This window comes from Nocardia sp. NPDC004260, assembly GCF_053603155.1.
Map to the genome: position 1 here is coordinate 15,920 of NZ_JBSGEZ010000013.1, position 20,496 is coordinate 36,415.

The following is a 20,496-nucleotide window of genomic DNA, read 5'->3' on the forward strand; positions in this document are numbered from 1 at the left end:
GAAAGTCGTTGAAATCGTTCGCTTTCGGTGTACCCACCGCGCGGTGTCGCTTATTCCCCTTCTTCTCGATGGCCGACAGGCGGCTCGATCACGTCCGGGCGCATCAGTGGCACGCGAGCTCGTGAACCTTTCGGCGGACGACCGGCCGGCGACCGATTTCGGTGTGATCGGTTTCACAGCGCCGAAGCGTGGGGAATCGCTCGGCTCGTGACCGTCCGTTGTCCACGGGAACCTGTCGGTAGGTGGGCCTAGGCTGGTGAGCATGGCATTCGCAACCGAGATTCCGGCGGAGGGCTTCGAGGGCAGGGCCGCCGAGCCGCCGCTCGCGCACTCGGAGTTCCGCCCGGTCGGCGAGATCGAGCGCGTCGGCGGCCGGTTCGAGGTGGTCAGCGAGCACCAGCCCGCGGGCGACCAGCCTGCCGCGATCGCCGAACTGGAGCGCAGGATCACCGCGGGAGAGCGCGACGTGGTACTGCTCGGCGCCACCGGTACGGGCAAGTCGGCCACCACGGCCTGGCTGATCGAGCGGTTGCAGCGGCCGACGCTGGTGATGGCGCCGAACAAGACGCTCGCCGCCCAGCTGGCCAACGAACTGCGCGAGATGCTGCCGAACAACGCCGTCGAGTACTTCGTCTCCTACTACGACTACTACCAACCCGAGGCGTACATCGCGCAGACCGACACCTACATCGAGAAGGACAGCTCGATCAACGACGACGTCGAGCGGCTGCGCCATTCGGCGACCTCGAGCCTGCTGTCCCGGCGCGATGTGGTGGTGGTCGCCTCGGTGTCGTGCATCTACGGCCTCGGCACGCCCCAGTCGTATCTCGACCGGTCGGTGCAGCTGCAGGTCGGCACCGAGATCGATCGGGACGCGCTGCTGCGGTTGCTGGTCGACGTGCAGTACACCCGCAACGACATGGCGTTCACCCGCGGCTCGTTCCGGGTGCGCGGCGACACCGTGGAGATCATCCCGTCCTACGAGGAACTCGCCGTTCGCATCGAGTTCTTCGGCGACGAGATCGAGGCGCTGTACTACCTGCACCCGCTCACCGGCGACGTCGTCCGTCAGGTCGACATGCTGCGGATCTTCCCCGCCACCCACTACGTGGCGGGCCCGGAGCGGATGGAGCGCGCGGTGCACGACATCGAGGCCGAGCTGGAGGACCGGCTCGCCGAGCTGGAACGCCAGGGCAAGCTGCTCGAGGCGCAACGGCTGCGCATGCGTACCCAGTACGACCTGGAGATGATCCGGCAGGTCGGCTTCTGCTCCGGCATCGAGAACTACTCCCGCCACATCGACGGCCGCCCGGCCGGTTCGGCGCCCGCGACCCTGCTGGATTACTTCCCGGAGGACTTCCTGCTCGTCATCGACGAGTCGCACAACACCGTCCCGCAGATCGGCGGTATGTACGAGGGCGACATGTCCCGCAAGCGCAACCTGGTGGAATACGGCTTCCGATTGCCGTCCGCGGTGGACAACCGGCCGCTGACCTGGGAGGAATTCGCCGATCGGATCGGGCAGACGGTGTATCTGTCGGCGACTCCCGGTCCGTACGAACTCGGGCAGACCGGCGGCGAGGTGGTCGAGCAGGTCATCCGGCCGACCGGCCTGGTCGATCCGCAGGTCGTGGTGAAGCCGACGAAGGGGCAGATCGACGATCTGATCCACGAGATCAGGCAGCGCACCGAGCGTGACGAACGGGTCCTGGTCACCACGCTCACGAAGAAGATGGCCGAGGACCTCACCGACTACCTGCTCGGGCTGGGGGTCCGGGTGCGCTATCTGCACTCCGAGATCGACACCTTGCGCCGCGTCGAGCTGCTGCGGCAGCTGCGGCTCGGTGAATACGACGTGCTGGTGGGCATCAACCTGCTGCGCGAGGGCCTCGACCTGCCCGAGGTGTCGCTGGTGGCGATCCTCGACGCGGACAAGGAAGGATTCCTCCGCAGCACCACCGCGCTGATCCAGACGATCGGGCGCGCGGCGCGCAACGTCTCCGGCGAAGTGCACATGTACGCGGACAAGATCACCGACTCGATGCAGTTCGCCATCGACGAGACCGAACGCCGCCGCGCGAAACAGATCGCCTACAACGAGGAAATGGGCATCGATCCGAAGCCGCTGCGCAAGAAGATCGCCGACATCCTCGATCAGGTGTACCGCGAGGCCGACGAGACCGAGGTGGAGGTCGGTGGCTCCGGACGCAACGCCAGCCGGGGCAGGCGCGCGCAAGGCGAGCCGGGGCGGGCGGTGAGCGCGGGCGTGTACGAGGGCCGCGACGTCAAGTCGATGCCGCGCGCCGAACTGGCCGATCTCGTAAAGGAACTCACCGCACAGATGATGAACGCGGCTCGGGAGTTGCAGTTCGAACTCGCCGGGCGGTTACGCGACGAGATCGCGGATCTGAAGAAGGAATTGCGCGGCATGGACGCCGCCGGGTTGAGTTGATCCGGGGCGCGGCGGCGCTGCCTCCGCGGTCCGTTCCCGGAACGACCGCGGAGGCAGCCGAGCCCTCAGGCCTGGGTGGCCATCCATTCGTTCACCCGGCGCTCGGCCTCTTCGCGCGAGACGTCCTCGACCTTGGTGAGCACCACCCAGCGGTGCCCGAAGGGATCGATCACCACGCCGAACCGGTCGCCGGTCACGAAGGTCTGCGGCTCCTCGACCTTGCGGGCGCCGTGTACGACGGCGCGCCGCACCACGGCGTCGACATCGGGGCAGTAGTGCACGATCGAGGTGTGCACCCACTCGCCGTTCGGCGCCAGCACGCCGTTGTCCGGGATGGGCAGCCCCATCTGCAGGGTCGAGTCGCCGATCTTCAGTTCGGCGTGCGCGGGCTGCCCGTCGGGCATGTCGTTGCGAGTGACGACCTCGGCCTCGAAGACGGCGGTGTAGAAATCGATCGCTTTGTTGCCGTCGCCGACCGCGAGGAAACAGGTGATCGAGTGGTAGCCATCGGCAATGGGATTCACTGTGTTCGTCATGACCACTACTTTCGCCGGTCCGAGCCCCCGGGTCTTGTAAGAAAGCGACACCGTGCCGCATAGCGCCGAATCATCCGCCGCCGAGCCGCCGCAGGCCCGCAATCCCCCTGCTCCCGCGGACACGAAGGGCATTCTGCATCCGGACGAGCAGGCGAAGCATCGCTCTCTGGTTCGCTTGCCGCCGGGTCCCGCGGTCGACCGCTACGTCGAGTGGTACTGGGCGGTGAGCTGGGATCTGCGGGGCAGGCCGCCGTACCGGGCGGAGGTGCTGTCCTATCCGAGCGTGAACGTCACCTTCGAGCGATCCGAAACGCGCACCGGCGGATTCGTCAACGGCGTGACCACCACGAAATTCATCCGCGAACTCAGCGGGCTCGGGGAGACGTTCGGCATCCGCTTCCGTGCGGGCGGGTTCGGCGCCTTCACCGGCCTGGATGTCGGCTCGTTCCGCGATCGCGCCGTGCCACTCGCCGACGTGCTGCCCGACGCCGCGAGCTTGACCGAACGCGTGCTGGACGCGCCGACGGTCGAGCGGCGTCGCCACGTCGTCGAGGAATACCTCGCCGACCACCCCGCGGTCGAGGACCCGACCTATCGGTCGGTGCTGCGCATCATCGACGCCATGGCGACCGACCAAGAGCTCACCAGGGTCGATCAGATCGCCGAGCGGTTCGATGTGCCCGCCCGCACGCTGCAGCGCATGTTCCGCCGCTACGTCGGCGCGGGGCCGAAATGGGTGCTGCGGCGCTATCGATTGCAGGACGGTGCCGATCTGCTCGCGAAAGGCCGTACCGAGGACCTCGCCGCGTTGGCCGCGGAACTGGGCTATTTCGACCAGGCCCATTTCTCGCGTGAGTTCACCGCGGAAGTGGGTATGGCCCCCCTGGAATACGCCAAGAATTCACTACGTCTCCGGAACGAGGTCACCGCCAAAGTCATCCCGACGAGGGCTTAGTTGCCGGACAGCCGACGAGGAGTTGGACATGGATGTCGTGGTGTTGATCGGACGAGTGTTGTTCGCGCTGCTGTTTCTGGCCTCCGCCCTCGGGCATTTCACTCAGACCGAGGCGATGGCGGGGTATGCGCGGAGCAAGGGCGTCCCGATGGCCAAGGCCGCAGTGTTCGGCTCGGGGGCGCTGTTCCTGCTGGGCGGCCTCAGCGTGCTGTTGGGCATCTGGGCCGACCTCGGTTCGCTGCTGTTGGTGGTCGCGCTGCTGCCGTCGGCGGCCGTGATGCACCGGTTCTGGCAGGAGTCCGATCCGCAGACCAGGCAGGGCGAGATGATCCATTTCAACAAGGACGTCGCCCTGGCGGGCGCCGCCCTGATGCTGTTCGCGTTCTTCGCGCACGTCGACGAACTCGGATTGACGATCACCGGTCCGCTTTTCGACCTCTAGTCCGCGCTAATATTGCGCGTCCTTTTCACCGCAGGAAGAAGAAGCCATGGACATCATCGGAGCGATTCTCGGCATATTCTGGGCAAACTATCGGCAGTGGCCGTAGCCGCACGGTAGTCCGGGCCCGATCGGTCCGTTCCTGGCACGTGATCAACGTGTGGGGCGGACCGATCTTCGTGTGACGGACCTGGCTCTGTGATGAATATCCCAGGCCCGCAACGGCGTTGAAGGCGGTTGTGGCACATCACAGGTTTAGTTCTCCGAAATTGTGTCTGCCCTGGTTGGTCCGGCCCTTCCGGTATTCCCTGGCGAATACGCGGCGGGAATGGCCGGACGGCCCCGGTGTGATGTCTTGCGATTTCTGAAATTTCCGCACCGGTTGCCGCTATGGTCGACCCCAGTCGCCGCGCCGGCGCGCCGTCGAACCAGAGGCGAACCCGTGCGCAGCACCCGACACACCGCATAGTTGGAGGAGAAATGACCGCCTACCGGACCATTGTCGTCGGTACCGATGGCTCGGACTCGTCGTATGTCGCCGTCGAGAAGGCAGGGGCGCTGGCCGGTGTGTCCGGCGCGACCCTGGTCGTGGCCTGCGCGTACTACCCGACCGACGACCGCGATGTCGCCGCCGCGGCCGACGTGCTCAAGGAGGAGGCTTACCAGGTACGCGGTTCCGCGCCGACCAATGAGATCCTGCGCGTCGCCAGGGACAAGGCGATCGCGGCGGGTGCGGCCGACATCATCGAGCGCGCCATCGTCGGCGAGCCGGTGGAATCGCTGCTGGCGCTGGTCAAGGAGGTCGACGCCGATCTGCTGGTCGTCGGTAACCGGGGCCTGAACACCCTGGCCGGACGGCTGCTCGGCTCGGTGCCCTCCGATGTGGCGCGCAAGTCGCGCTCCGACGTCCTGATCGTGCACACCGTGCGCTGAGTCCCGCCTCGACCGAAAGGCTCCGTGCCCATCGCGAATAGCGTTGTGGCACGGAGCCTTTCGTCTTCCGGTGCGTCGGTGATCAGCGCAGCCGGTCGAGCACGGCGGGCAGGTCCGCGCTGTGCACGACGCCGAGCCGCTGGGTGGCGCGGGTCAGCGCGACGTACAGATCGTTCAGCCCACGCGGCGATTCGTCGAGGATGTCCCGCGGTTCCACCAGGTAGACCGCGTCGAACTCCAAACCCTTCACCTCGTGCACCGTCAGCACGCGCACCGATTCGCCCGCGAGGTCGGCCAGCGGTGCCACCAGCGCCTGCGGCGCGATCACCGCCGTGGTCCCCGGCCCCGTCTCGGTGGCGACCAGCCGGGCGACCTCCGCGTGCACGTCGCCGGGCTCGACCCGGTACGCGCGCGGCGCGACGCCGGTCTCGCGGACCGAGCGCGGCGCGGTCGCTGCCGGATCGATCGCGGCGAGGACGTCGGCGGCGACGTCCATGATCTCCGCGGGGGTGCGGTAGTTGACGGTGAGTTCGGTCAGCTTCCACCGGGCCGCGACGTAGGGCTCCAGCATCCGCTGCCACGAGGACGTGCCCGCCGGGTCGCCGGTTTGCGCTACGTCGCCGACCACCGTCACCCACCGGTTCGGGATGCGCCGCATCACCATGCGCCAGGCCATCTCCGACAGCTCCTGCGCCTCGTCCACGATCACATGGCCGTAGGTCCAGGTGCGGTCGCCCGCGGCGCGCTCCGCGGTCGTCTGGCGGGTGCGGAAGTCCTGGCGTTCGGCCAGCTGGCTGGCATCGATCAGGTCGTAGGCCATCAGGATCTCGGGATCGAGGTCGTCCTCCAGATCCTGGGGCGCGGAGCCGGTCAGGATGTCGAGGGCGTCCTGCGCCTCGGCGAGCTGGGCGCGCCAGCGGCGGCGGGCGCGTTCGCGTTCCTCGGTGTCGTCCACGCCGAGCAGTTCGGCCAGCTCGTCCAGCAGCGGTGCGTCCGCCGGGCTGAACCGCCCGTCGTCCGGCCGGAGCAGTTCGGCGCGGTCGGCCGGATCCAGCGAGCCGGCGGCCCGGTCCAGTCGCTTCGGGTCGGCGAGCAGTTCGGCCAGGACATCCTGCGGGGACAGGATCGGCCACAGTTTCGCGATCGCCGCCTGGATCTGCGGGTCGGCGCGCATCTCGTCGCGGATCTCGGTGAGATCGGCCGAGCTGAGCAGACTGGGCCCGCCGGAGAGGTCGGCGCCCATGGTCGCGGCGAGCTGATCGGTCAGCGCATCGATCACCGAGGCGGCGAAGATCGGCCGCGCCAGGTTGTGCGGGCGGCGCGAGGAACGGGCGCGGCCACGGGCCTTGGTGGCGATCTTGCGATCCAGCGTGACCGGATAGCCGTCGAAGCCCAGCCGGATCGGTTCGGCGGGCACCTCCTGACGGTCGCGCACGGCCTGCTTGAGCACCTCGAGTATCGTCAGCGCCCCCTTGATCTCGCCCGCGCGCAATGAGTCCTCGCGCGTGGCCCGCACGCCGGGGTACAGATCGCCGATGGTGGACAGCAGCACGCCGGTTTCGCCGAGCGACGGCAGCACCTGCCCGATGTAGTCGAGGAAGGTGGCGTTCGGCCCGATGATCAGCACGCCGCTCTTGGCCAGCTGCTGCCGGTAGGTGTAGAGCAGATACGCCGCCCGGTGCAGCGCGACCGCGGTCTTGCCGGTGCCGGGCCCGCCCTGTACCACGAGCACGCTCTTGTGCTCGGAGCGGATGATCGCGTCCTGCTCGTGCTGGATGGTCTCGACGATGTCGTTCATGTGGCCGGTGCGCGCGGCGTTGAGCGCGGACAGCAGCGCGCTCTCGCTGCCGACACCGCCGTCCGCGGCCGTGACGCCGGCCCGGTGCGCGGCCGTCAGATCGAGGTACTCGTCGTTGATCGCGGTGACCTTGCGGTTGCGCGAGCGGATGTGCCTGCGCCGGGTCACCCCGTCCGGCGCCGCGGTGGTGGCCAGGTAGAACGGCCGCGCCAGCGGGGCGCGCCAGTCCAGCAGCAGGCTCTCGTAGTCGTCCTTCTCGTCGAGAATGCCGAGCCTGCCGATGTAGCGGTACTCCTCCTGTTCACCGTCGAGGTCGATGCGGCCGAAACACAAGCCGTGCTCGGCGGCGTCGAATTTCGCCAGGTCCTCGGTGTAGAGCTGGCTGAAGGACTCCCGTTCGCTGCGGGCCTGCGGCGTGCCGCCGGTCTCCAGCAGCACGGTGCGCAGGCGGTTGCTCGCGTAGTCGCGCATCTCGTCGAGCCGCTCGTACAGCACCGACAGGTAGGCCTGCTCCTGATCGGTTTCGCGGGTCCGCTCGGGGGCGCCGCCAGCGGCACGGTCCTGAGTGAGGTCGGGCAAACTGAACTCCTTGTCACCGCGAACAGGCGCGAGCACGCCGCCGGGATCGGGCAGGTGCACGCACGGAAAGCAGAGTTGTCGAGTCTACTGGGGTTGCGACGGGCTCGCCGTAACCGCAGGTGAGGCCCCCGGCGCCGGGGCGAGGGCGAGGGGTGCGAGCTGCACCGGCGTGAAGTGCTCGACCACCGGGAACGGGTCGTAGAAGTGGTGTAGCAGGTCCTTCCAGCGCTGATATTCCGGCGAGCCCCGGAATCCGACGACATGATCGTCGAGCCGGTCCCATTCCACCCGGAGCAGGTAGCTGCCCGGCGACTCGACACCGCGCGACAGCGACAGCGACCGGAAGCCGGGCATGCTCGCGATGATCGGCCGTGCCGCGGCGAAGGCGGCTTCGAAATCGGCGGCGAGTTCGGGACGAACCGGCAGCAGTGCGTGTTCGATGATCATGGCGAGCTCGTCAGGACGCGTGGGTGCTGTTGGGTCTGCGGCCTTTGGTGACGGTGCCTTCCCGCCGCCCAGGCGGCTTCGCGCGGTACATCGCCAAGTCCGCGTCGTGCAGCACCGCCTCCGGACTGCGCCGGTCGCCCACCCCCAGTTCGGTGACGCCGATCGAGGCGTTCACCTCGATCCGGTGCCCGCGCGCGATGATCGGGTCGGCCATGGTGGAGCGCAGCCTGCTCACCAGTGCGTCGATGTCGACGCGGCGGGTGCGGCCGGACAGCAGGACCAGGAATTCGTCGCCGCCGAGCCTGCCGACGATGTCGTCGCCGCGCAGCGCGCGCTGCAGGCGCTGGGCGACGATCTGCAGCACGGTGTCGCCGATGGCGTGCCCGAGCGTGTCGTTGATCGTCTTGAACCCGTCCAGATCGATGAACAGCACGGTGGACACCGGCAGCAGTTCCTCGGTGCTGGCCAGCGCGGCGGCCAGCTGGGACAGGATCAGCGAGCGATTGGCCAGCCCGGTCAGCGAGTCATGCGTGGCCTGATACTCCAATTGCCTTCTGCTGGCGCGGAATTCGGTGATGTCGGCGAAGGAGGACACCGCCGACGAGCGCGGATCGCCTGGATTGAGCAGGCGGCTGCTGCCCGACAGCCAGCGCCGCTGGCCGTCCACCCGGTCGACGCCGAAGACATAGCCGGTGATCGTCTCGCCCGTGGCCAGGGTGCGCGCCACCGGATGGCGGCTCGGCGGCAGCGGCTGGGCGTTCGCGTCCAGCAGCACCAGCGGCAACGACTGGATGGTGCGCCCGATGACCATGCCGTCGGGCCCCTCGGTACCGAAGATGCGCTTGGCCGCCGGGTTCATCGACTCGATCCGGCCCTCCGGATCGATCACCACGACGCCCTCCTCCAATTGGGACACGACCGTGGTGAAGTAGTGCTCGGCCCTGCGCTGCGCGGCCTCGGCATGGCGCTGGGCGGTGAGGTCGTGGATGACCACCTGATAGGCGAGGTGATCGTGCCACGCGGTCAGCACCGACACCGTCTCCACGGGCACGGTGCCGCCGTCCAACCGCATCAAGGTCATCTCGGTGGGAATCGAGGCCGCGCCCGCGGTGGTGAGGGTGCTGATGCGGTCGAGCATCGAGGGGACGGAGGCGGGGTGGACGAAGTCGGTCAGCGGGCGGCCGATGATCTCCTCGGCGTCCTCCGCGGCGAGCAACCGGACGGTGGCCGGGTTGACGTAGACGACCCGGCCACGCTCGTGCACACAGATTCCGTCCGGGGTGTGCTCGACCAGGGAGCGGTAGCGCGCGGCCAGCTGTTCGGCGGCGTCGACCGCCGCGGCCAGCTTGTCGTCACCCACTCGAACCCCCGATCATCGACCCCATTATGGCCATTGGAACACGGGATTATTCTGGTATCGACGTGGACAAGATCACATCCTCCACGCTATTGCTTCGATCACAGTACTGGCACGTTCTCTGGCCGGATCCGGCGATCATGGCAGAAACCGGTTTCTGCGTCGAGGCGGGGCAGACGGTTCGGCCCGCCCTGGGAGCCGGTGAAGGAGCGATACATGCCGGGTGCCGACCCGAACGCCGCTACGCGGTTCCGCACCGATCCGCGGCGGCCTCGAGACAACATGACCATCGCCGGGATCGGCGCGATCACCGGGTACGGGTGGGGACGTGAACAGCTGTGGGACGGCTTGCTCAGCGGCAAGTCGGCGGCGGCTCTGCAACCGGGCTACGGGCCCGGCCGCGACGACGACGCGTGGGTCGCGCTCGTCCCCGACGGCGGAGACCCCGAGGTGAGCACGAGCCGGTACGGGCGGGCCGTGCACGAGGCGGCGCGGGAGGCCGTCGCCGACGCACGCGACCGGGGCTGGCGGCCCGGCCGCACCGTCGGCCTGCTGCACGCCATCGTGCTCGGCGACGTGGTGAACTGGCGCGACTTCTACCTCGTCGACGGCGGCCGCCGCCGGTCGAGGGACTACCTGCGGCTGTTGCCGTCCACGCCGGTCTCGATGCTGATGCAGGAATTCGGCTTCCACGGCCCGGCGATGAACATCTCCGCCGCGTGCAGTTCCGCCAACGTCGCGCTCATCACCGCGAAGCTCTGGCTGGACGCGGGCATGGCCGACGACGTGATCTTCGTGGCGACCGACCTGTCGGCCACCCCGGACATGCTGGACAGTTTCGTGCGGCTCGGCGCCGCGGTCGCGGACGCCGAACCGCTGGACGCCTGCCGTCCCTTCCAGGAGGGCAGTCGCGGGTTCAGCATGGGCGAGGCCTCGGTGGCGTTCGTGCTGACCCGTTCGGCGGATCGGCCTTACGCGGCGGTGCTCGGCGGCGCCATGTCCAACGACGCCTATCACGTGGTCTCGGTCGATCCGACACACGAGCAGATCCTCGACTGCACTCGCGGCGCGCTCGCCGCAGCGCACGTCACCGCCGCCGACGTGCGCTATTTCAACGCGCACGGCACCGGGACCCGGCAGTGTGACGTGGCCGAGCACCATCTGCTCGCGGACGTGTTCGCCGACCGCCCGCACGTCTACGCGGTGAAACCGCTGGCGGGCCACTGCCAGGGCGCCGCCGCCGCCGTCGAGGTCGCGGCCGCCGCGCTCGGCTACGACCGGGGCATCGTGCCCGCGGCCCCGATCGTCGCGCCCGCGCATCCACGGCTGCTGGACGGGCCCACACCGTTCGAAGGCGGCATCACCGTGAAGCTATCCCTCGGTATGGGTGGCAACAACTCCGTCGTGGTGCTCGGCGCCGCGTGATCGTGGCCGCCGCGCGCGGCGCGGCGCGTGCCCCGGGACGAGCCTGAATCCGGCCTGCGCCAGTCTTTTTCGCTCAATGGGGACTTTCGGCCCTGTTCGCGGCATCCGCCCGGTGCTGGCATGGGGTGGGACGAGTCGATCCGGAAGGCGGGGCAATGCAGATGGTCTTATCGGGGCTGCGATTCGCGTCGGACCAATGGACGACGGCCGCGGGGCCGGAAGTGGCGGTGACCACGCGTGGAGAGGTCTCGGCCATGGACGTGACGCGGGCGGTGCGCGCCATCACCCGGGTTTTGCGCCGGCATCATCTCGACGCGCCCGCCCGGGTGCGTCTCGGCGCGCCGTCCGATCCGGAGGCGCCGACGGTTGTCCAGGTCGACGTCCACCACCGGGGTGTGGTCACCCGGGTGCAGGTCACCGGGCCGCGCGGGTTCGCGGTGACCTTCGCCGCCGAGCGGCTCGACCGCCGACTGGCCCGCTCGGCCGCGGGCGAGACGCGGACCTGGCCCGATCCGTCCCGCCCTCCGCTGGCCCGCGCGGGTGCGCCACGTCCGATCGTGCGCCGCAAGCGGTGCGTCCTGTCCGTCTGCACGCCCGCCGAGGCGGTCGCGGTGCTGGACGCCATGGATTACGACGCCCACCTGTTCATCGACGCCGAGACCGGTGAGGACGCGGTGGTGCACTGGGCGGAGGCGGGCGTGCGACTGGTCCGCCAGCGGGCGACGTATCCGCCGATCCGGTCGACGGAGCTGGTTCGCGGCACCCCGCCGATCGTGGCCGACGCGGATCCCGCCGCCTGTCTGGACCCGGCCGAGGCCGCGAGCATCCTGTGCCACAAGGGATTGCCGTTCCTGTTCTGTACCGATCCGGGTAGCGGGCGTGGCGGGTTGCTGTACCGGCGCCACGACGGCGACCTGGCGATCGTGCTGCCCGCCTGACTCTCAGGCCAGCGGCGCGGACCAGTGCACCTTGGTGCCGCCGCTGTCGGTCCGCCCCACCGTGCAGTGACCGTCGGACATGCTCGCACGCTGCGCGAGGTTGGCCAGACCGCTCGGTGTCACCTGCGCGGGCATTCCCGCGCCGTTGTCCTCGACGACCACGGTCAGTTCGTCGCCGACGGTGATCTCGACGGCGAGCCGGTTCCCGCCGGAATGGCGCACCGCGTTGCTGACCGATTCGCGCACCACGGCTTCCGCGTGGTCGGCGAGCTCGTCGCCGACCACCGACAGCGGCCCGGAGAACCGCACGCTGGTCCGGAACGCGCCGTCGGCGGTCTGCTGGCGGATGGCGTCCTCGAGCCTACGGCGCAGTGGGTCGCCGCCGTGCAGGTCGAAGATCGACGTACGGATCTCCTGCACGACCTCCTGCAGACCGTCCATCTCCACCGAAAGCCGTTGCCGCAGCACGGGATCCTCGGTGCGGGCCGCGGTGGCCCGCAACCCGAGCCCGACCGCGAACAGTCGCTGGACCACATGGTCGTGCAGGTCGCGTGCGATGCGGTCGCGGTCGGCGAGCACGTCGAGTTCGCGCATTCTGCGCTGGGTCTCGGCCAGTTGCATGGCCAGCGCCGCCTGATCGGTGAACGCGGCGGTCAGGTCCACCAGTTCGCCGGGGTACGGGGCACACCCGGGTGGCCGCACCACGATCAGTACACCGAGCGCGAGGTCCGCGGTCCGCAGTGGCAGCACCAGCGCGGGCCCCGCGGCGCCGACCTCGGCCCCGAGATCGACCGATTCGGCGTCGGCTAACCGCACCGGCGCGCGGCGAGTGAACGCCGTGCCGGTGGCGGTATCCGCGATGCGCACCCGCTCCGGGCCCCTTCCAGGGCCGAACCATTGCGCCACAACGAGTTCCGTGGCTTCATCGGGCGGCGTCCCCGGCGCCACCACGGCCAGCAGCGCCTGCTGCGAACCGGTCAGCGCGCGGGCGCGCGCCACCACCTGCGCGAGCACGAGATCCGGCGCCGTGCCCGCGAGGAACTCGGTCGCGATGTCGCGCGTCGCCTCGATCCACGCCTGCCTGGTCCGCGCGGATTCGTACAGCTTCGCGTTCTCGATGGCGATACCCGCCGCGGCGGCCATGGCGAGCACGATGGCCTCGTCGTCCTCGGTGAACGACTGTCCCCCGGCCTTTTCGGTGAGGTAGAGATTGCCGAAGATCTCCTCGCCGACCCGCACGGGGACGCCGAGGAAACTGCCCATCGGCGGATGGCCGGGCGGAAAGCCCACAGCGGCCGGATGTTCCGACAGATCGTCCAGCCGGATCGGGTGCGGGTGCGCAGGCAGCAGGCCCAGTACGCCGTGTCCCTCGGGGGAGCGGCCGATGTGGGCGGCCATCGCGTCGTCGACGCCATGGAAGATGAACTCGACCAGCCGGTCGTCGTTGCCGCGGATGCCGAGCGCGCCGTAGCGGGCCGCGACCGAGCGGGTGGCGGTTCGCAGCAGGGCGCGCAGGGTGTCGAGCACCGTTGACGGGAGATGCTGGGTGAGGATCGTCATGGATGAGTGGGGGAGGCCGGTGGGGGGCGCACAGCGGGCTCAGTTTAGTCGGGGACCGGTGCGCCCGGGGCGCAGTTGTGCGGAGCGGTGACCGGTCTCTTCGGAGACATCCGCGCCGCGCTGCTGTGGGTGCTCGCACCGTGCTGACCAGTTCGTTCGCCGCGCGTGCTCGAGATTTTCCATCCCACCACCGCGGAGTGATCTCGCGCACCGCGCATCTGTTGGGGCGCCGCCGGCCGTCCTGCGTCGGGCCGCCTGGTGTAACTGCGTCGACCAGGGAATGCCGAATGACGTCGCGCTGTTGACCAGTGGTGCCGGGAGGGCGATGCTACGGAGGCGTCCTGGCCCGTTTCCCGGCTCATCCGCAATGTCCGGCCGCCGGGGTCCCGCCATTCGCCCAGGTGACGGCCGGTCCGCGAAACTTGTCGGTGCCCATGCCTAGCATGGCGGCCGGGGGGATGTCTGGACGCCGAACACGAAGGAGAAGGGACGGCCGTGGCGGAACGCCTCACTGTGCGCGGAGCTCGGGAGCACAACCTCAAGGGTGTCGATCTCGACCTGCCCCGCGACAGCCTCATCGTGTTCACCGGTCTGTCCGGCTCCGGCAAGTCGAGCCTGGCCTTCGACACGATCTTCGCGGAGGGGCAGCGGCGCTACGTCGAGTCGCTGTCGGCGTACGCGCGGCAGTTCCTCGGTCAGATGGACAAGCCCGACGTCGACTTCATCGAAGGCCTCTCGCCCGCGGTGTCCATCGACCAGAAGTCGACCAACCGCAACCCGCGCTCGACTGTGGGCACCATCACCGAGGTCTACGACTATCTGCGGTTGCTCTACGCGCGAGCAGGCACGCCGCATTGCCCCGTCTGCGGCGAGCTGATCGCCAAGCAGACGCCGCAACAGATCGTCGACCAGGTGCTGGCCATGGAGGAGGGCATCCGATTCCAGGTGCTCGCGCCGGTGGTGCGCACCCGCAAGGGCGAGTTCGTCGACCTGTTCGACCAGCTCAACACCCAGGGCTACTCCCGCGTGCGGGTGGACGGCGTGGTCTATCCGCTCACCGATCCGCCGAAGCTGAAGAAGCAGGAGAAGCACGACGTCGAGGTCGTCGTCGACCGCCTGGCGGTGAAGCCGAGTTCCAAGCAGCGCCTGACGGATTCCATCGAGACCGCGCTGCGCCTGGCCGACGGCATCGTGGTGCTCGACTTCGTCGATCGCGATGAGCACGCGCACGACCGGGAGCGCCGCTTCTCCGAGCGCCTGGCCTGCCCGAACGGCCACCCGCTCGACATCGAGGACCTGGAGCCCCGCTCGTTCTCGTTCAACTCGCCCTACGGCGCCTGCCCGGACTGCACCGGCCTCGGCATCCGCAAGGAGGTCGACCCGGAACTGGTGGTGCCCGACCCGGCGCTGAGCCTGAACGACGGCGCCATCGCGCCGTGGTCGCGCGGCCAGACCGCCGAGTACTTCACCCGGCTGCTCTCCGGCCTCGCCGATTCCATCGGCTTTTCCATGGACACCCCGTGGCAGGATCTCCCGCCCAAGGCGCGTAAGGCCGTGCTGGAGGGCAGCGCCGACCAGGTGCACGTCTCCTACACCAACCGCTACGGCCGCAAGCGCTCGTACTACGCGGACTTCGAGGGCGTGATGCCGTTCCTGCAGCGGCGCATGGAGAACACCGAGTCCGAGCAGATGAAAGAGCACTACGACGGGTACATGCGCGACATCCCGTGCCCGGTGTGCAACGGCGCCAGGCTGCGCCCGGAGATCCTCGCCGTCACCATCGCCGCGAACGGCGACAAGAAGTCCATCGCCGACGTCAGCGATCTGTCCATCGGCGAGTGCTCGGCGTTCCTGAATTCGCTCACCCTGGGCGAGCGCGAGGCGGCGATCGCGGGGCAGGTGCTCAAGGAGGTGCAGGCGCGGCTGGGCTTCCTGCTCGATGTCGGCTTGGAGTACCTCACGCTGTCCCGCGCGGCCGCCACCCTCTCCGGCGGTGAGGCGCAGCGGATCCGGCTCGCCACCCAGATCGGCTCCGGCCTGGTCGGTGTGCTGTACGTGCTCGACGAGCCGTCCATCGGCCTGCACCAGCGGGACAACCGCAGGCTCATCGAAACCCTCACGCGGCTGCGCAATCTGGGCAACACGTTGATCGTGGTCGAGCACGACGAGGACACCATCCGCGCGTCGGACTGGGTGGTCGACATCGGCCCGTTCGCCGGCGAGCACGGCGGCACGGTGGTGCACAGCGGGCCCTACGAAGAGTTGCTCACCGATCCGAACTCGCTCACCGGGGCATATCTGTCGGGCCGGGAACGCATCGACGTGCCGCTGGTGCGCCGCCCGGTCGCCAAGAAGCGGCAGCTCACCGTGGTCGGGGCGAGCGAGCACAACCTGAAGGGCATCGACGTCGCCTTCCCGCTCGGTGTGCTCACCTCGGTGACGGGCGTCTCCGGGTCGGGCAAGTCGACCTTGGTGAACGACATCCTGGCCACAGTGCTGGCGAACCGGCTCAACGGCGCCCGGCAGGTGCCGGGCAGGCACACCCGGGTCAACGGGCTCGACCACCTGGACAAGCTGGTGCAGGTGGACCAGTCGCCGATCGGCCGGACGCCACGGTCCAACCCGGCCACCTACACCGGCGTCTTCGACAAGATCCGAACGCTGTTCGCGGCCACCACCGAGGCGAAGGTGCGCGGATACCAGCCGGGCCGGTTCTCCTTCAACGTCAAGGGCGGTCGCTGCGAGGCCTGCTCCGGCGACGGCACGCTGAAGATCGAGATGAACTTCCTGCCGGACGTCTACGTTCCCTGCGAGGTGTGCCACGGCGCCCGCTACAACCGGGAAACCCTCGAGGTGCACTACAAGGGCAAGACCATCGCCGAGGTGCTGGACATGTCCATCGAGGAAGCCGCCGAGTTCTTCGAACCGGTCACCTCGATCCACCGCTACCTCAAGACCCTGGTGGACGTCGGGCTCGGCTACGTACGTCTCGGCCAGAGCGCTCCCACCCTCTCCGGTGGCGAGGCCCAGCGAGTGAAACTCGCCGCCGAGTTGCAGAAGCGGTCCACCGGCCGCACGGTGTACATCCTCGACGAGCCGACCACGGGCCTGCACTTCGAGGACATCCGCAAGCTGCTGAACGTCATCAACGGCCTGGTGGACAAGGGCAACACGGTGATCGTCATCGAGCACAACCTGGACGTCGTCAAGACCTCCGACTGGGTGATCGACATGGGTCCCGAGGGCGGCTCCGGCGGCGGCACCGTGGTGGCGGAGGGCACGCCGGAGGACGTCGCGGGCGTCGCGCACAGCTACACCGGCCAGTTCCTGAAGGAAGTGCTGGACCAGCCACCCGCTCCGCAGAGCGTCGCGAAGAAGGCTCCGGCGAAGAAGGCCGCGGCCAAGGCCACCAAGCGTCCGGCGAAGAAGGCCGCGGCGGTCGGCTGACCTCTCGTGCGATGCGGCGCGGTCCGGGTGCACCGGGCCGCGCCGCCGTTCGTTCAGCGGTTGGCGATGGCGTGGATCAGTTCGGTGAGTTCCTTCGGCTTGGACCACATCGGCCAATGTCCCGTGGGCAGGTCGACGTACTCGGCGTCGATGCGTGCCAGTTCGGCGAAGAGGGGAGTTTCACCGTTGTCGCGCAGCTTCTCGACCACGTCGGCGGTCATGCTGCTGCAGATCACGGTGGTCGGGACCGACAGGCGAGCGTCCGAATCGCTCAACCGGAGCGGGGCGGCCGCGACGGACGTGGGCTCCGACACGGCACGCTCGCGAAAGCGCGCCAAGGCGGCCTCGTCCAGGCCCGCCAGGCTGTTGCCCGCGGCCTCCAGTTCCGGCCATTCCGGCAGAATCCATTCGCGCACGGCGACGTCGAGCGCGGAGTTGATGACGAAACCGTTCGGCAGCGGCGCGCTGTCGACGTAGATCGCGCGGCGGAACAGCCCGGGCGCGCGGTCGATGGCGAGATAGGCGGGTGCCGCCCCGCCGGAATGCGCCACGAGCACGACGGTCTCGCCCTCGGGCACCGCCTCGACGATGGCTTGCGCCTGGGACTCCAGGGTGGCCGACAACCGGTCCGGGTCGGCTTCGTCCAAGCCCGGCAGTGTGAGCGCCACTACCTCGTTGCCACGCCGCCGCAGGTCGGGTGCGACCTCGTCCCACGCCCACGCACCGAGCCAGAATCCGGGAGCGAGAAGAATCCGAGTAGCCATGGGCTCACTGTGCCCTACCCGTTGGTAAATTTCCTAAACATCGTTGTACCCAACGGTATTCGCTCACAATTCCACCGGTACTTCGGAATTCTCTGCTCGACCGGGCGGAACGCTGAGAATGGATCGGGCGGGCACGTCACCGATGGACGACCTGCTCCTGACCCGCCGCGGCCTGTCGATTGTTCAGCGCGGTGCGGTGGTCCGGCGTCTTCCAATGCCAGGCTCGGGAACCGCGCGAGGTCAGTAGACCGGACCGGTGTATTTCTCGCCCGGGCCTTTGCCCGGCTCGTCGGGATGCGCGGAAGACTCACGGAAGGCGCGTTGCAGGGACTGCAGCCCCTCGCGCATCGGTCCCGCGTGCGGACCCAGGTACTCCACCGACGCCGTCACGAGTCCGGCCAGCGCGGTGATCACGCGGCGCGCCTCGTCCAGGTCGCGGCGCGGGCTGGTGTCGGGGTCCTCGTCCGCCAGCCCGAGCTTCTCGGCCGCCGAACTCATCAGCATCACGGCGGCGCGGCTGATCACCTCGACCGCGGGGATGTCGGCCAGTTCGCGTACGGAGGCGTCGAGCTCGTCAGTCATGCCTTCAGGCTAGCGACGCCACCCGGAGCATCCGGAGGTGGCCGATCTCCGTGACGTTCTTCATCAGCTCCGCGTTCACCCAGCCCGCCAGATGCGCGATGGTCAGCCCGGCGTCGGCGGGCCACGGATAGGCGGAGGGACGGTCCAGATCGGCCTCGTCCAGCCCGGCGAGCAGCCGTTCCCATTCGATGCGCAACTCGCGCAGGCAGGCGATGGCCGCGGCGCCGTCACCGGGCCAGTGCACGTCCTGCCGCGCGGGCGGGGTGAGACCCTCGGCGTGGTCGATGGCCGTGCCCCACCACCAGCCGATATGCCAAGTGAGCCAGCCGATCGTCGGGACGGGCACGGGGTCGGGTTCGGTGTCGGCCCAGTCCGGCCGCCACACCCCATCGGCGTCGGGGCGTACCGTCCAGGTGAGCTCGGCGGGCTCCCAGAGGAAGTCCTCCGGTGTGAGTGCGTCGAGGTGGATCCCGGCGAGTGACCAGGTCAGGTCGAACTGCCATCGCAGCAGGTCGCGGCGTGGTGTGAGCACTGGGGGAGCGTGGCATGCCGGGCCTGGCCGGGCAACGCATTTTCGGCCGATTCGGCGATAGCCGAACGGAATGTTAGACTCTCCGCTGACGACCGCCCCGGGCTGTCCCGGGGCTGATAAGTGGAGCCCGACTCCCACCGTTGCCGACGAGTCATCGTACGGTTCAGCGGTCCGGTCACCCACCCCGCGAGGGTGGGTTTCTCGTGCCGGGGTTCTCATGGAGAACCTGCCGCGCGAGAGTCGACCCGAGTTCGCTCGTGGTCGGTGATCGGTCGACATCGGGCCCCGTGCGCGGAATACCGCACCGGGGCCTTCGTGTTGAACAGGGGTTGCAGTTATTGCGCGCGGTCGTCTGACGACACCGCTTGACCTAGGAGGCCCCATCAGCACTGAGACCCGCATCAACGATCGCATCCGTGTTCCCGAGGTCCGGCTCATCGGACCGGGCGGCGAGCAGGTTGGGATCGTGCGTGTTGAAGATGCACTACGCGTCGCCCTCGAAGCCGACCTCGATCTGGTCGAGGTGGCACCGGATGCCCGTCCGCCGGTCTGCAAGATCATGGACTACGGCAAGTTCAAGTACGAGACGGCGCAGAAGGCGCGCGAGTCTCGGAAGAACCAGCAGCAGACGGTGATCAAGGAGCAGAAGCTCCGCCCGAAGATCGACGATCACGACTACGAGACCAAGAAGCGCAACGTCGTGCGCTTCCTCGAGGCCGGGTCCAAGGTCAAGGTGACGATCATGTTCCGGGGACGCGAGCAGTCCCGCCCCGAACTCGGTTTCCGGCTGCTGCAGCGGCTGGCGTCCGACGTCGCCGATCTGGGTTTCGTGGAAACCTCGGCCAAGCAGGACGGTCGCAACATGACCATGGTCCTCGCCCCCCACAAGGGCGCGAAGACCCGGGTGAAGGCGCAGCAGGAGTCGGCTTCGCGCCCGGCGCCCGGCGCCGCCCCGGCCGGTCAGCCCGCCGCGGAGCAGGCCGAGACGGCCGGCCCGCAGTAACACCGATCAGAACACCGGCGGTCCGCCCCGACCGCCGGGACGACAGATAGAGGAATCCATGCCGAAGATGAAGACGCACAGCGGCGCCTCGAAGCGATTCAAGGTGTCCGGTAAAGGCAAGCTGCTGCGCCAGCAGGCGAACCGTCGCCACCTGTTCGAGCACAAGCCCAGCCGCCGGACTCGTCGTCTGGACGGTGTGGAAGTCGTCGCCTCCGCCGACGTCCGTCGCGTGAAGAAGCTGCTCGGTCTCTGATCGCGCCCCCGCGCAGACCGGCACGCACCCGCGACCGGAGTACCTCCGTCGCCACCCCCGACCCATTTCCGGGCGCCGCCCCGCGCCCCCAGATCGAACAGGACTGACCAGTGGCACGCGTCAAAAGGGCCGTCAACGCTCAGAAGAAGCGCCGTTCCATCCTCGAGGCCTCCAAGGGCTACCGCGGCCAGCGCTCGCGGCTGTACCGCAAGGCCAAGGAGCAGCAGCTGCACTCGCTCGCCTACGCCTACCGGGACCGCCGGGCGCGCAAGGGTGACTTCCGCAAGCTGTGGATCGCGCGCATCAACGCCGCCGCGCGGATCAACGACATCACCTACAACCGCTTCATCCAGGGCCTGAAGGCCGCCGGTGTGGAGGTGGACCGCAAGATCCTCGCCGAGCTCGCGGTGTCGGACGCCGAGGCGTTCGCCGGCCTCGCCGCGGTCGCCAAGGCCGCCCTGCCGCAGGATGTCAACGCACCGGCCGCCTGAGTCGC

The 20,496-nt window shown here is 68.8% G+C and carries 18 protein-coding genes; 10 read left to right on the plus strand and 8 right to left on the minus strand.

Annotated elements, in window-relative coordinates:
- Window positions 1–262 precede the first annotated feature (262 nt).
- Window positions 263–2,452 carry an excinuclease ABC subunit UvrB gene (gene uvrB, locus ACWEO7_RS10115; RefSeq protein ID WP_452422385.1) on the plus strand — a complete coding sequence of 730 codons (2,190 nt, stop codon included), beginning with the start codon at window positions 263–265 and terminating at the stop codon, window positions 2,450–2,452.
- A 65-nt stretch (window positions 2,453–2,517) separates the two neighbouring features.
- On the opposite strand, the gene ACWEO7_RS10120 is transcribed toward uvrB, so the two are convergent.
- Entirely contained in the window at window positions 2,518–2,988 is a 471-nt protein-coding gene (locus ACWEO7_RS10120; RefSeq protein WP_452422387.1) for a VOC family protein, read from the minus strand.
- Window positions 2,989–3,040: 52 nt separating this feature from the next.
- On the opposite strand from ACWEO7_RS10120, the gene ACWEO7_RS10125 reads away from it, so the two are divergent.
- The 3 genes from ACWEO7_RS10125 (at window position 3,041) to ACWEO7_RS10135 (ending at window position 5,315) form a co-directional block, all read left to right on the plus strand.
- Window positions 3,041–3,943 (plus strand): AraC family transcriptional regulator, encoded by a 903-nt coding sequence (locus tag ACWEO7_RS10125; RefSeq protein WP_452422388.1) that lies wholly within the window; start codon window positions 3,041–3,043, stop codon window positions 3,941–3,943.
- A 28-nt stretch (window positions 3,944–3,971) separates the two neighbouring features.
- The gene (locus ACWEO7_RS10130; RefSeq protein WP_452422390.1) at window positions 3,972–4,385 is read left to right on the plus strand and encodes a DoxX family protein; all 414 of its coding nucleotides are present in this window, start codon (window positions 3,972–3,974) and stop codon (window positions 4,383–4,385) included.
- A gap of 477 nt (window positions 4,386–4,862) precedes the next feature.
- Window positions 4,863–5,315, plus strand: coding sequence for a universal stress protein (locus tag ACWEO7_RS10135; RefSeq protein ID WP_452422392.1), 453 nt, complete (start codon window positions 4,863–4,865; stop codon window positions 5,313–5,315).
- Between the two features lie 82 nt (window positions 5,316–5,397).
- Here the strand turns inward: ACWEO7_RS10135 and ACWEO7_RS10140 are convergent, their stop codons facing one another.
- The 3 genes from ACWEO7_RS10140 to ACWEO7_RS10150 form a co-directional block, all read right to left on the minus strand.
- The gene (locus ACWEO7_RS10140) at window positions 5,398–7,692 is read right to left on the minus strand and encodes a HelD family protein (RefSeq protein WP_452422394.1); all 2,295 of its coding nucleotides are present in this window, start codon (window positions 7,690–7,692) and stop codon (window positions 5,398–5,400) included.
- 84 nt (window positions 7,693–7,776) lie between these two features.
- Entirely contained in the window at window positions 7,777–8,139 is a 363-nt protein-coding gene (locus ACWEO7_RS10145; protein WP_452422395.1) for an antibiotic biosynthesis monooxygenase family protein, read from the minus strand.
- A gap of 10 nt (window positions 8,140–8,149) precedes the next feature.
- On the minus strand, window positions 8,150–9,499 hold the full coding sequence (locus ACWEO7_RS10150) for a diguanylate cyclase domain-containing protein (protein WP_452422397.1): 1,350 nt from the start codon (window positions 9,497–9,499) through the stop codon (window positions 8,150–8,152).
- A 279-nt stretch (window positions 9,500–9,778) separates the two neighbouring features.
- Here ACWEO7_RS10150 and ACWEO7_RS10155 point away from each other — a divergent pair, with 279 nt between their 5' ends.
- Window positions 9,779–10,921: a beta-ketoacyl synthase N-terminal-like domain-containing protein gene (locus ACWEO7_RS10155; RefSeq protein ID WP_450016299.1), complete on the plus strand. Its 1,143-nt coding sequence runs from the start codon at window positions 9,779–9,781 to the stop codon at window positions 10,919–10,921.
- Between the two features lie 155 nt (window positions 10,922–11,076).
- Window positions 11,077–11,859 carry a sigma 54 modulation/S30EA ribosomal C-terminal domain-containing protein gene (locus tag ACWEO7_RS10160; RefSeq protein WP_452422399.1) on the plus strand — a complete coding sequence of 261 codons (783 nt, stop codon included), beginning with the start codon at window positions 11,077–11,079 and terminating at the stop codon, window positions 11,857–11,859.
- Between the two features lie 3 nt (window positions 11,860–11,862).
- Here the strand turns inward: ACWEO7_RS10160 and ACWEO7_RS10165 are convergent, their stop codons facing one another.
- Window positions 11,863–13,419: a sensor histidine kinase gene (locus tag ACWEO7_RS10165; protein ID WP_452422401.1), complete on the minus strand. Its 1,557-nt coding sequence runs from the start codon at window positions 13,417–13,419 to the stop codon at window positions 11,863–11,865.
- Window positions 13,420–13,914: 495 nt separating this feature from the next.
- Here ACWEO7_RS10165 and uvrA point away from each other — a divergent pair, with 495 nt between their 5' ends.
- Complete coding sequence (uvrA, locus tag ACWEO7_RS10170) at window positions 13,915–16,866, plus strand: excinuclease ABC subunit UvrA (RefSeq protein ID WP_452422403.1); 2,952 nt, start codon at window positions 13,915–13,917, stop codon at window positions 16,864–16,866.
- Between the two features lie 53 nt (window positions 16,867–16,919).
- Here uvrA and ACWEO7_RS10175 read toward each other — a convergent pair whose 3' ends face one another.
- The 3 genes from ACWEO7_RS10175 to ACWEO7_RS10185 all read right to left on the minus strand — a co-directional run bounded on the left by ACWEO7_RS10175 (window position 16,920) and on the right by ACWEO7_RS10185 (window position 18,744).
- Complete coding sequence (locus ACWEO7_RS10175) at window positions 16,920–17,630, minus strand: alpha/beta fold hydrolase (RefSeq protein WP_452422404.1); 711 nt, start codon at window positions 17,628–17,630, stop codon at window positions 16,920–16,922.
- 240 nt (window positions 17,631–17,870) lie between these two features.
- On the minus strand, window positions 17,871–18,212 hold the full coding sequence (locus tag ACWEO7_RS10180; RefSeq protein WP_397078091.1) for a DUF1844 domain-containing protein: 342 nt from the start codon (window positions 18,210–18,212) through the stop codon (window positions 17,871–17,873).
- Window positions 18,213–18,216: 4 nt separating this feature from the next.
- Entirely contained in the window at window positions 18,217–18,744 is a 528-nt protein-coding gene (locus tag ACWEO7_RS10185) for a DinB family protein (RefSeq protein WP_452422406.1), read from the minus strand.
- Between the two features lie 337 nt (window positions 18,745–19,081).
- Between ACWEO7_RS10185 and infC the strand changes: the two genes are divergently transcribed.
- From infC to rplT, 3 genes are all read left to right on the plus strand, one after another.
- On the plus strand, window positions 19,082–19,747 hold the full coding sequence (gene infC, locus ACWEO7_RS10190) for a translation initiation factor IF-3 (RefSeq protein WP_452422532.1): 666 nt from the start codon (window positions 19,082–19,084) through the stop codon (window positions 19,745–19,747).
- A gap of 58 nt (window positions 19,748–19,805) precedes the next feature.
- Complete coding sequence (gene rpmI / locus ACWEO7_RS10195) at window positions 19,806–20,000, plus strand: 50S ribosomal protein L35 (RefSeq protein ID WP_039797322.1); 195 nt, start codon at window positions 19,806–19,808, stop codon at window positions 19,998–20,000.
- Between the two features lie 110 nt (window positions 20,001–20,110).
- A complete protein-coding gene (gene rplT / locus ACWEO7_RS10200; protein WP_452422408.1) occupies window positions 20,111–20,491 on the plus strand; it encodes a 50S ribosomal protein L20 in 381 nt (126 codons plus the stop codon).
- The last annotated feature ends 5 nt before the right edge of the window (window positions 20,492–20,496 follow it).

What these genes read in the sequence shown, in the direction of transcription:
- uvrB (WP_452422385.1), top strand. Translation starts at nt 263, where the DNA reads ATGGCATTCGCAACCGAGATTCCGGCGGAGGGCTTCGAGGGCAGGGCC.
- ACWEO7_RS10120 (WP_452422387.1), bottom strand. Translation starts at nt 2,988, where the DNA reads ATGACGAACACAGTGAATCCCATTGCCGATGGCTACCACTCGATCACC.
- ACWEO7_RS10130 (WP_452422390.1), top strand. Translation starts at nt 3,972, where the DNA reads ATGGATGTCGTGGTGTTGATCGGACGAGTGTTGTTCGCGCTGCTGTTT.
- ACWEO7_RS10135 (WP_452422392.1), top strand. Translation starts at nt 4,863, where the DNA reads ATGACCGCCTACCGGACCATTGTCGTCGGTACCGATGGCTCGGACTCG.
- ACWEO7_RS10145 (WP_452422395.1), bottom strand. Translation starts at nt 8,139, where the DNA reads ATGATCATCGAACACGCACTGCTGCCGGTTCGTCCCGAACTCGCCGCC.
- ACWEO7_RS10155 (WP_450016299.1), top strand. Translation starts at nt 9,779, where the DNA reads ATGACCATCGCCGGGATCGGCGCGATCACCGGGTACGGGTGGGGACGT.
- ACWEO7_RS10160 (WP_452422399.1), top strand. Translation starts at nt 11,077, where the DNA reads ATGCAGATGGTCTTATCGGGGCTGCGATTCGCGTCGGACCAATGGACG.
- ACWEO7_RS10165 (WP_452422401.1), bottom strand. Translation starts at nt 13,419, where the DNA reads ATGACGATCCTCACCCAGCATCTCCCGTCAACGGTGCTCGACACCCTG.
- ACWEO7_RS10175 (WP_452422404.1), bottom strand. Translation starts at nt 17,630, where the DNA reads ATGGCTACTCGGATTCTTCTCGCTCCCGGATTCTGGCTCGGTGCGTGG.
- ACWEO7_RS10180 (WP_397078091.1), bottom strand. Translation starts at nt 18,212, where the DNA reads ATGACTGACGAGCTCGACGCCTCCGTACGCGAACTGGCCGACATCCCC.
- rpmI (WP_039797322.1), top strand. Translation starts at nt 19,806, where the DNA reads ATGCCGAAGATGAAGACGCACAGCGGCGCCTCGAAGCGATTCAAGGTG.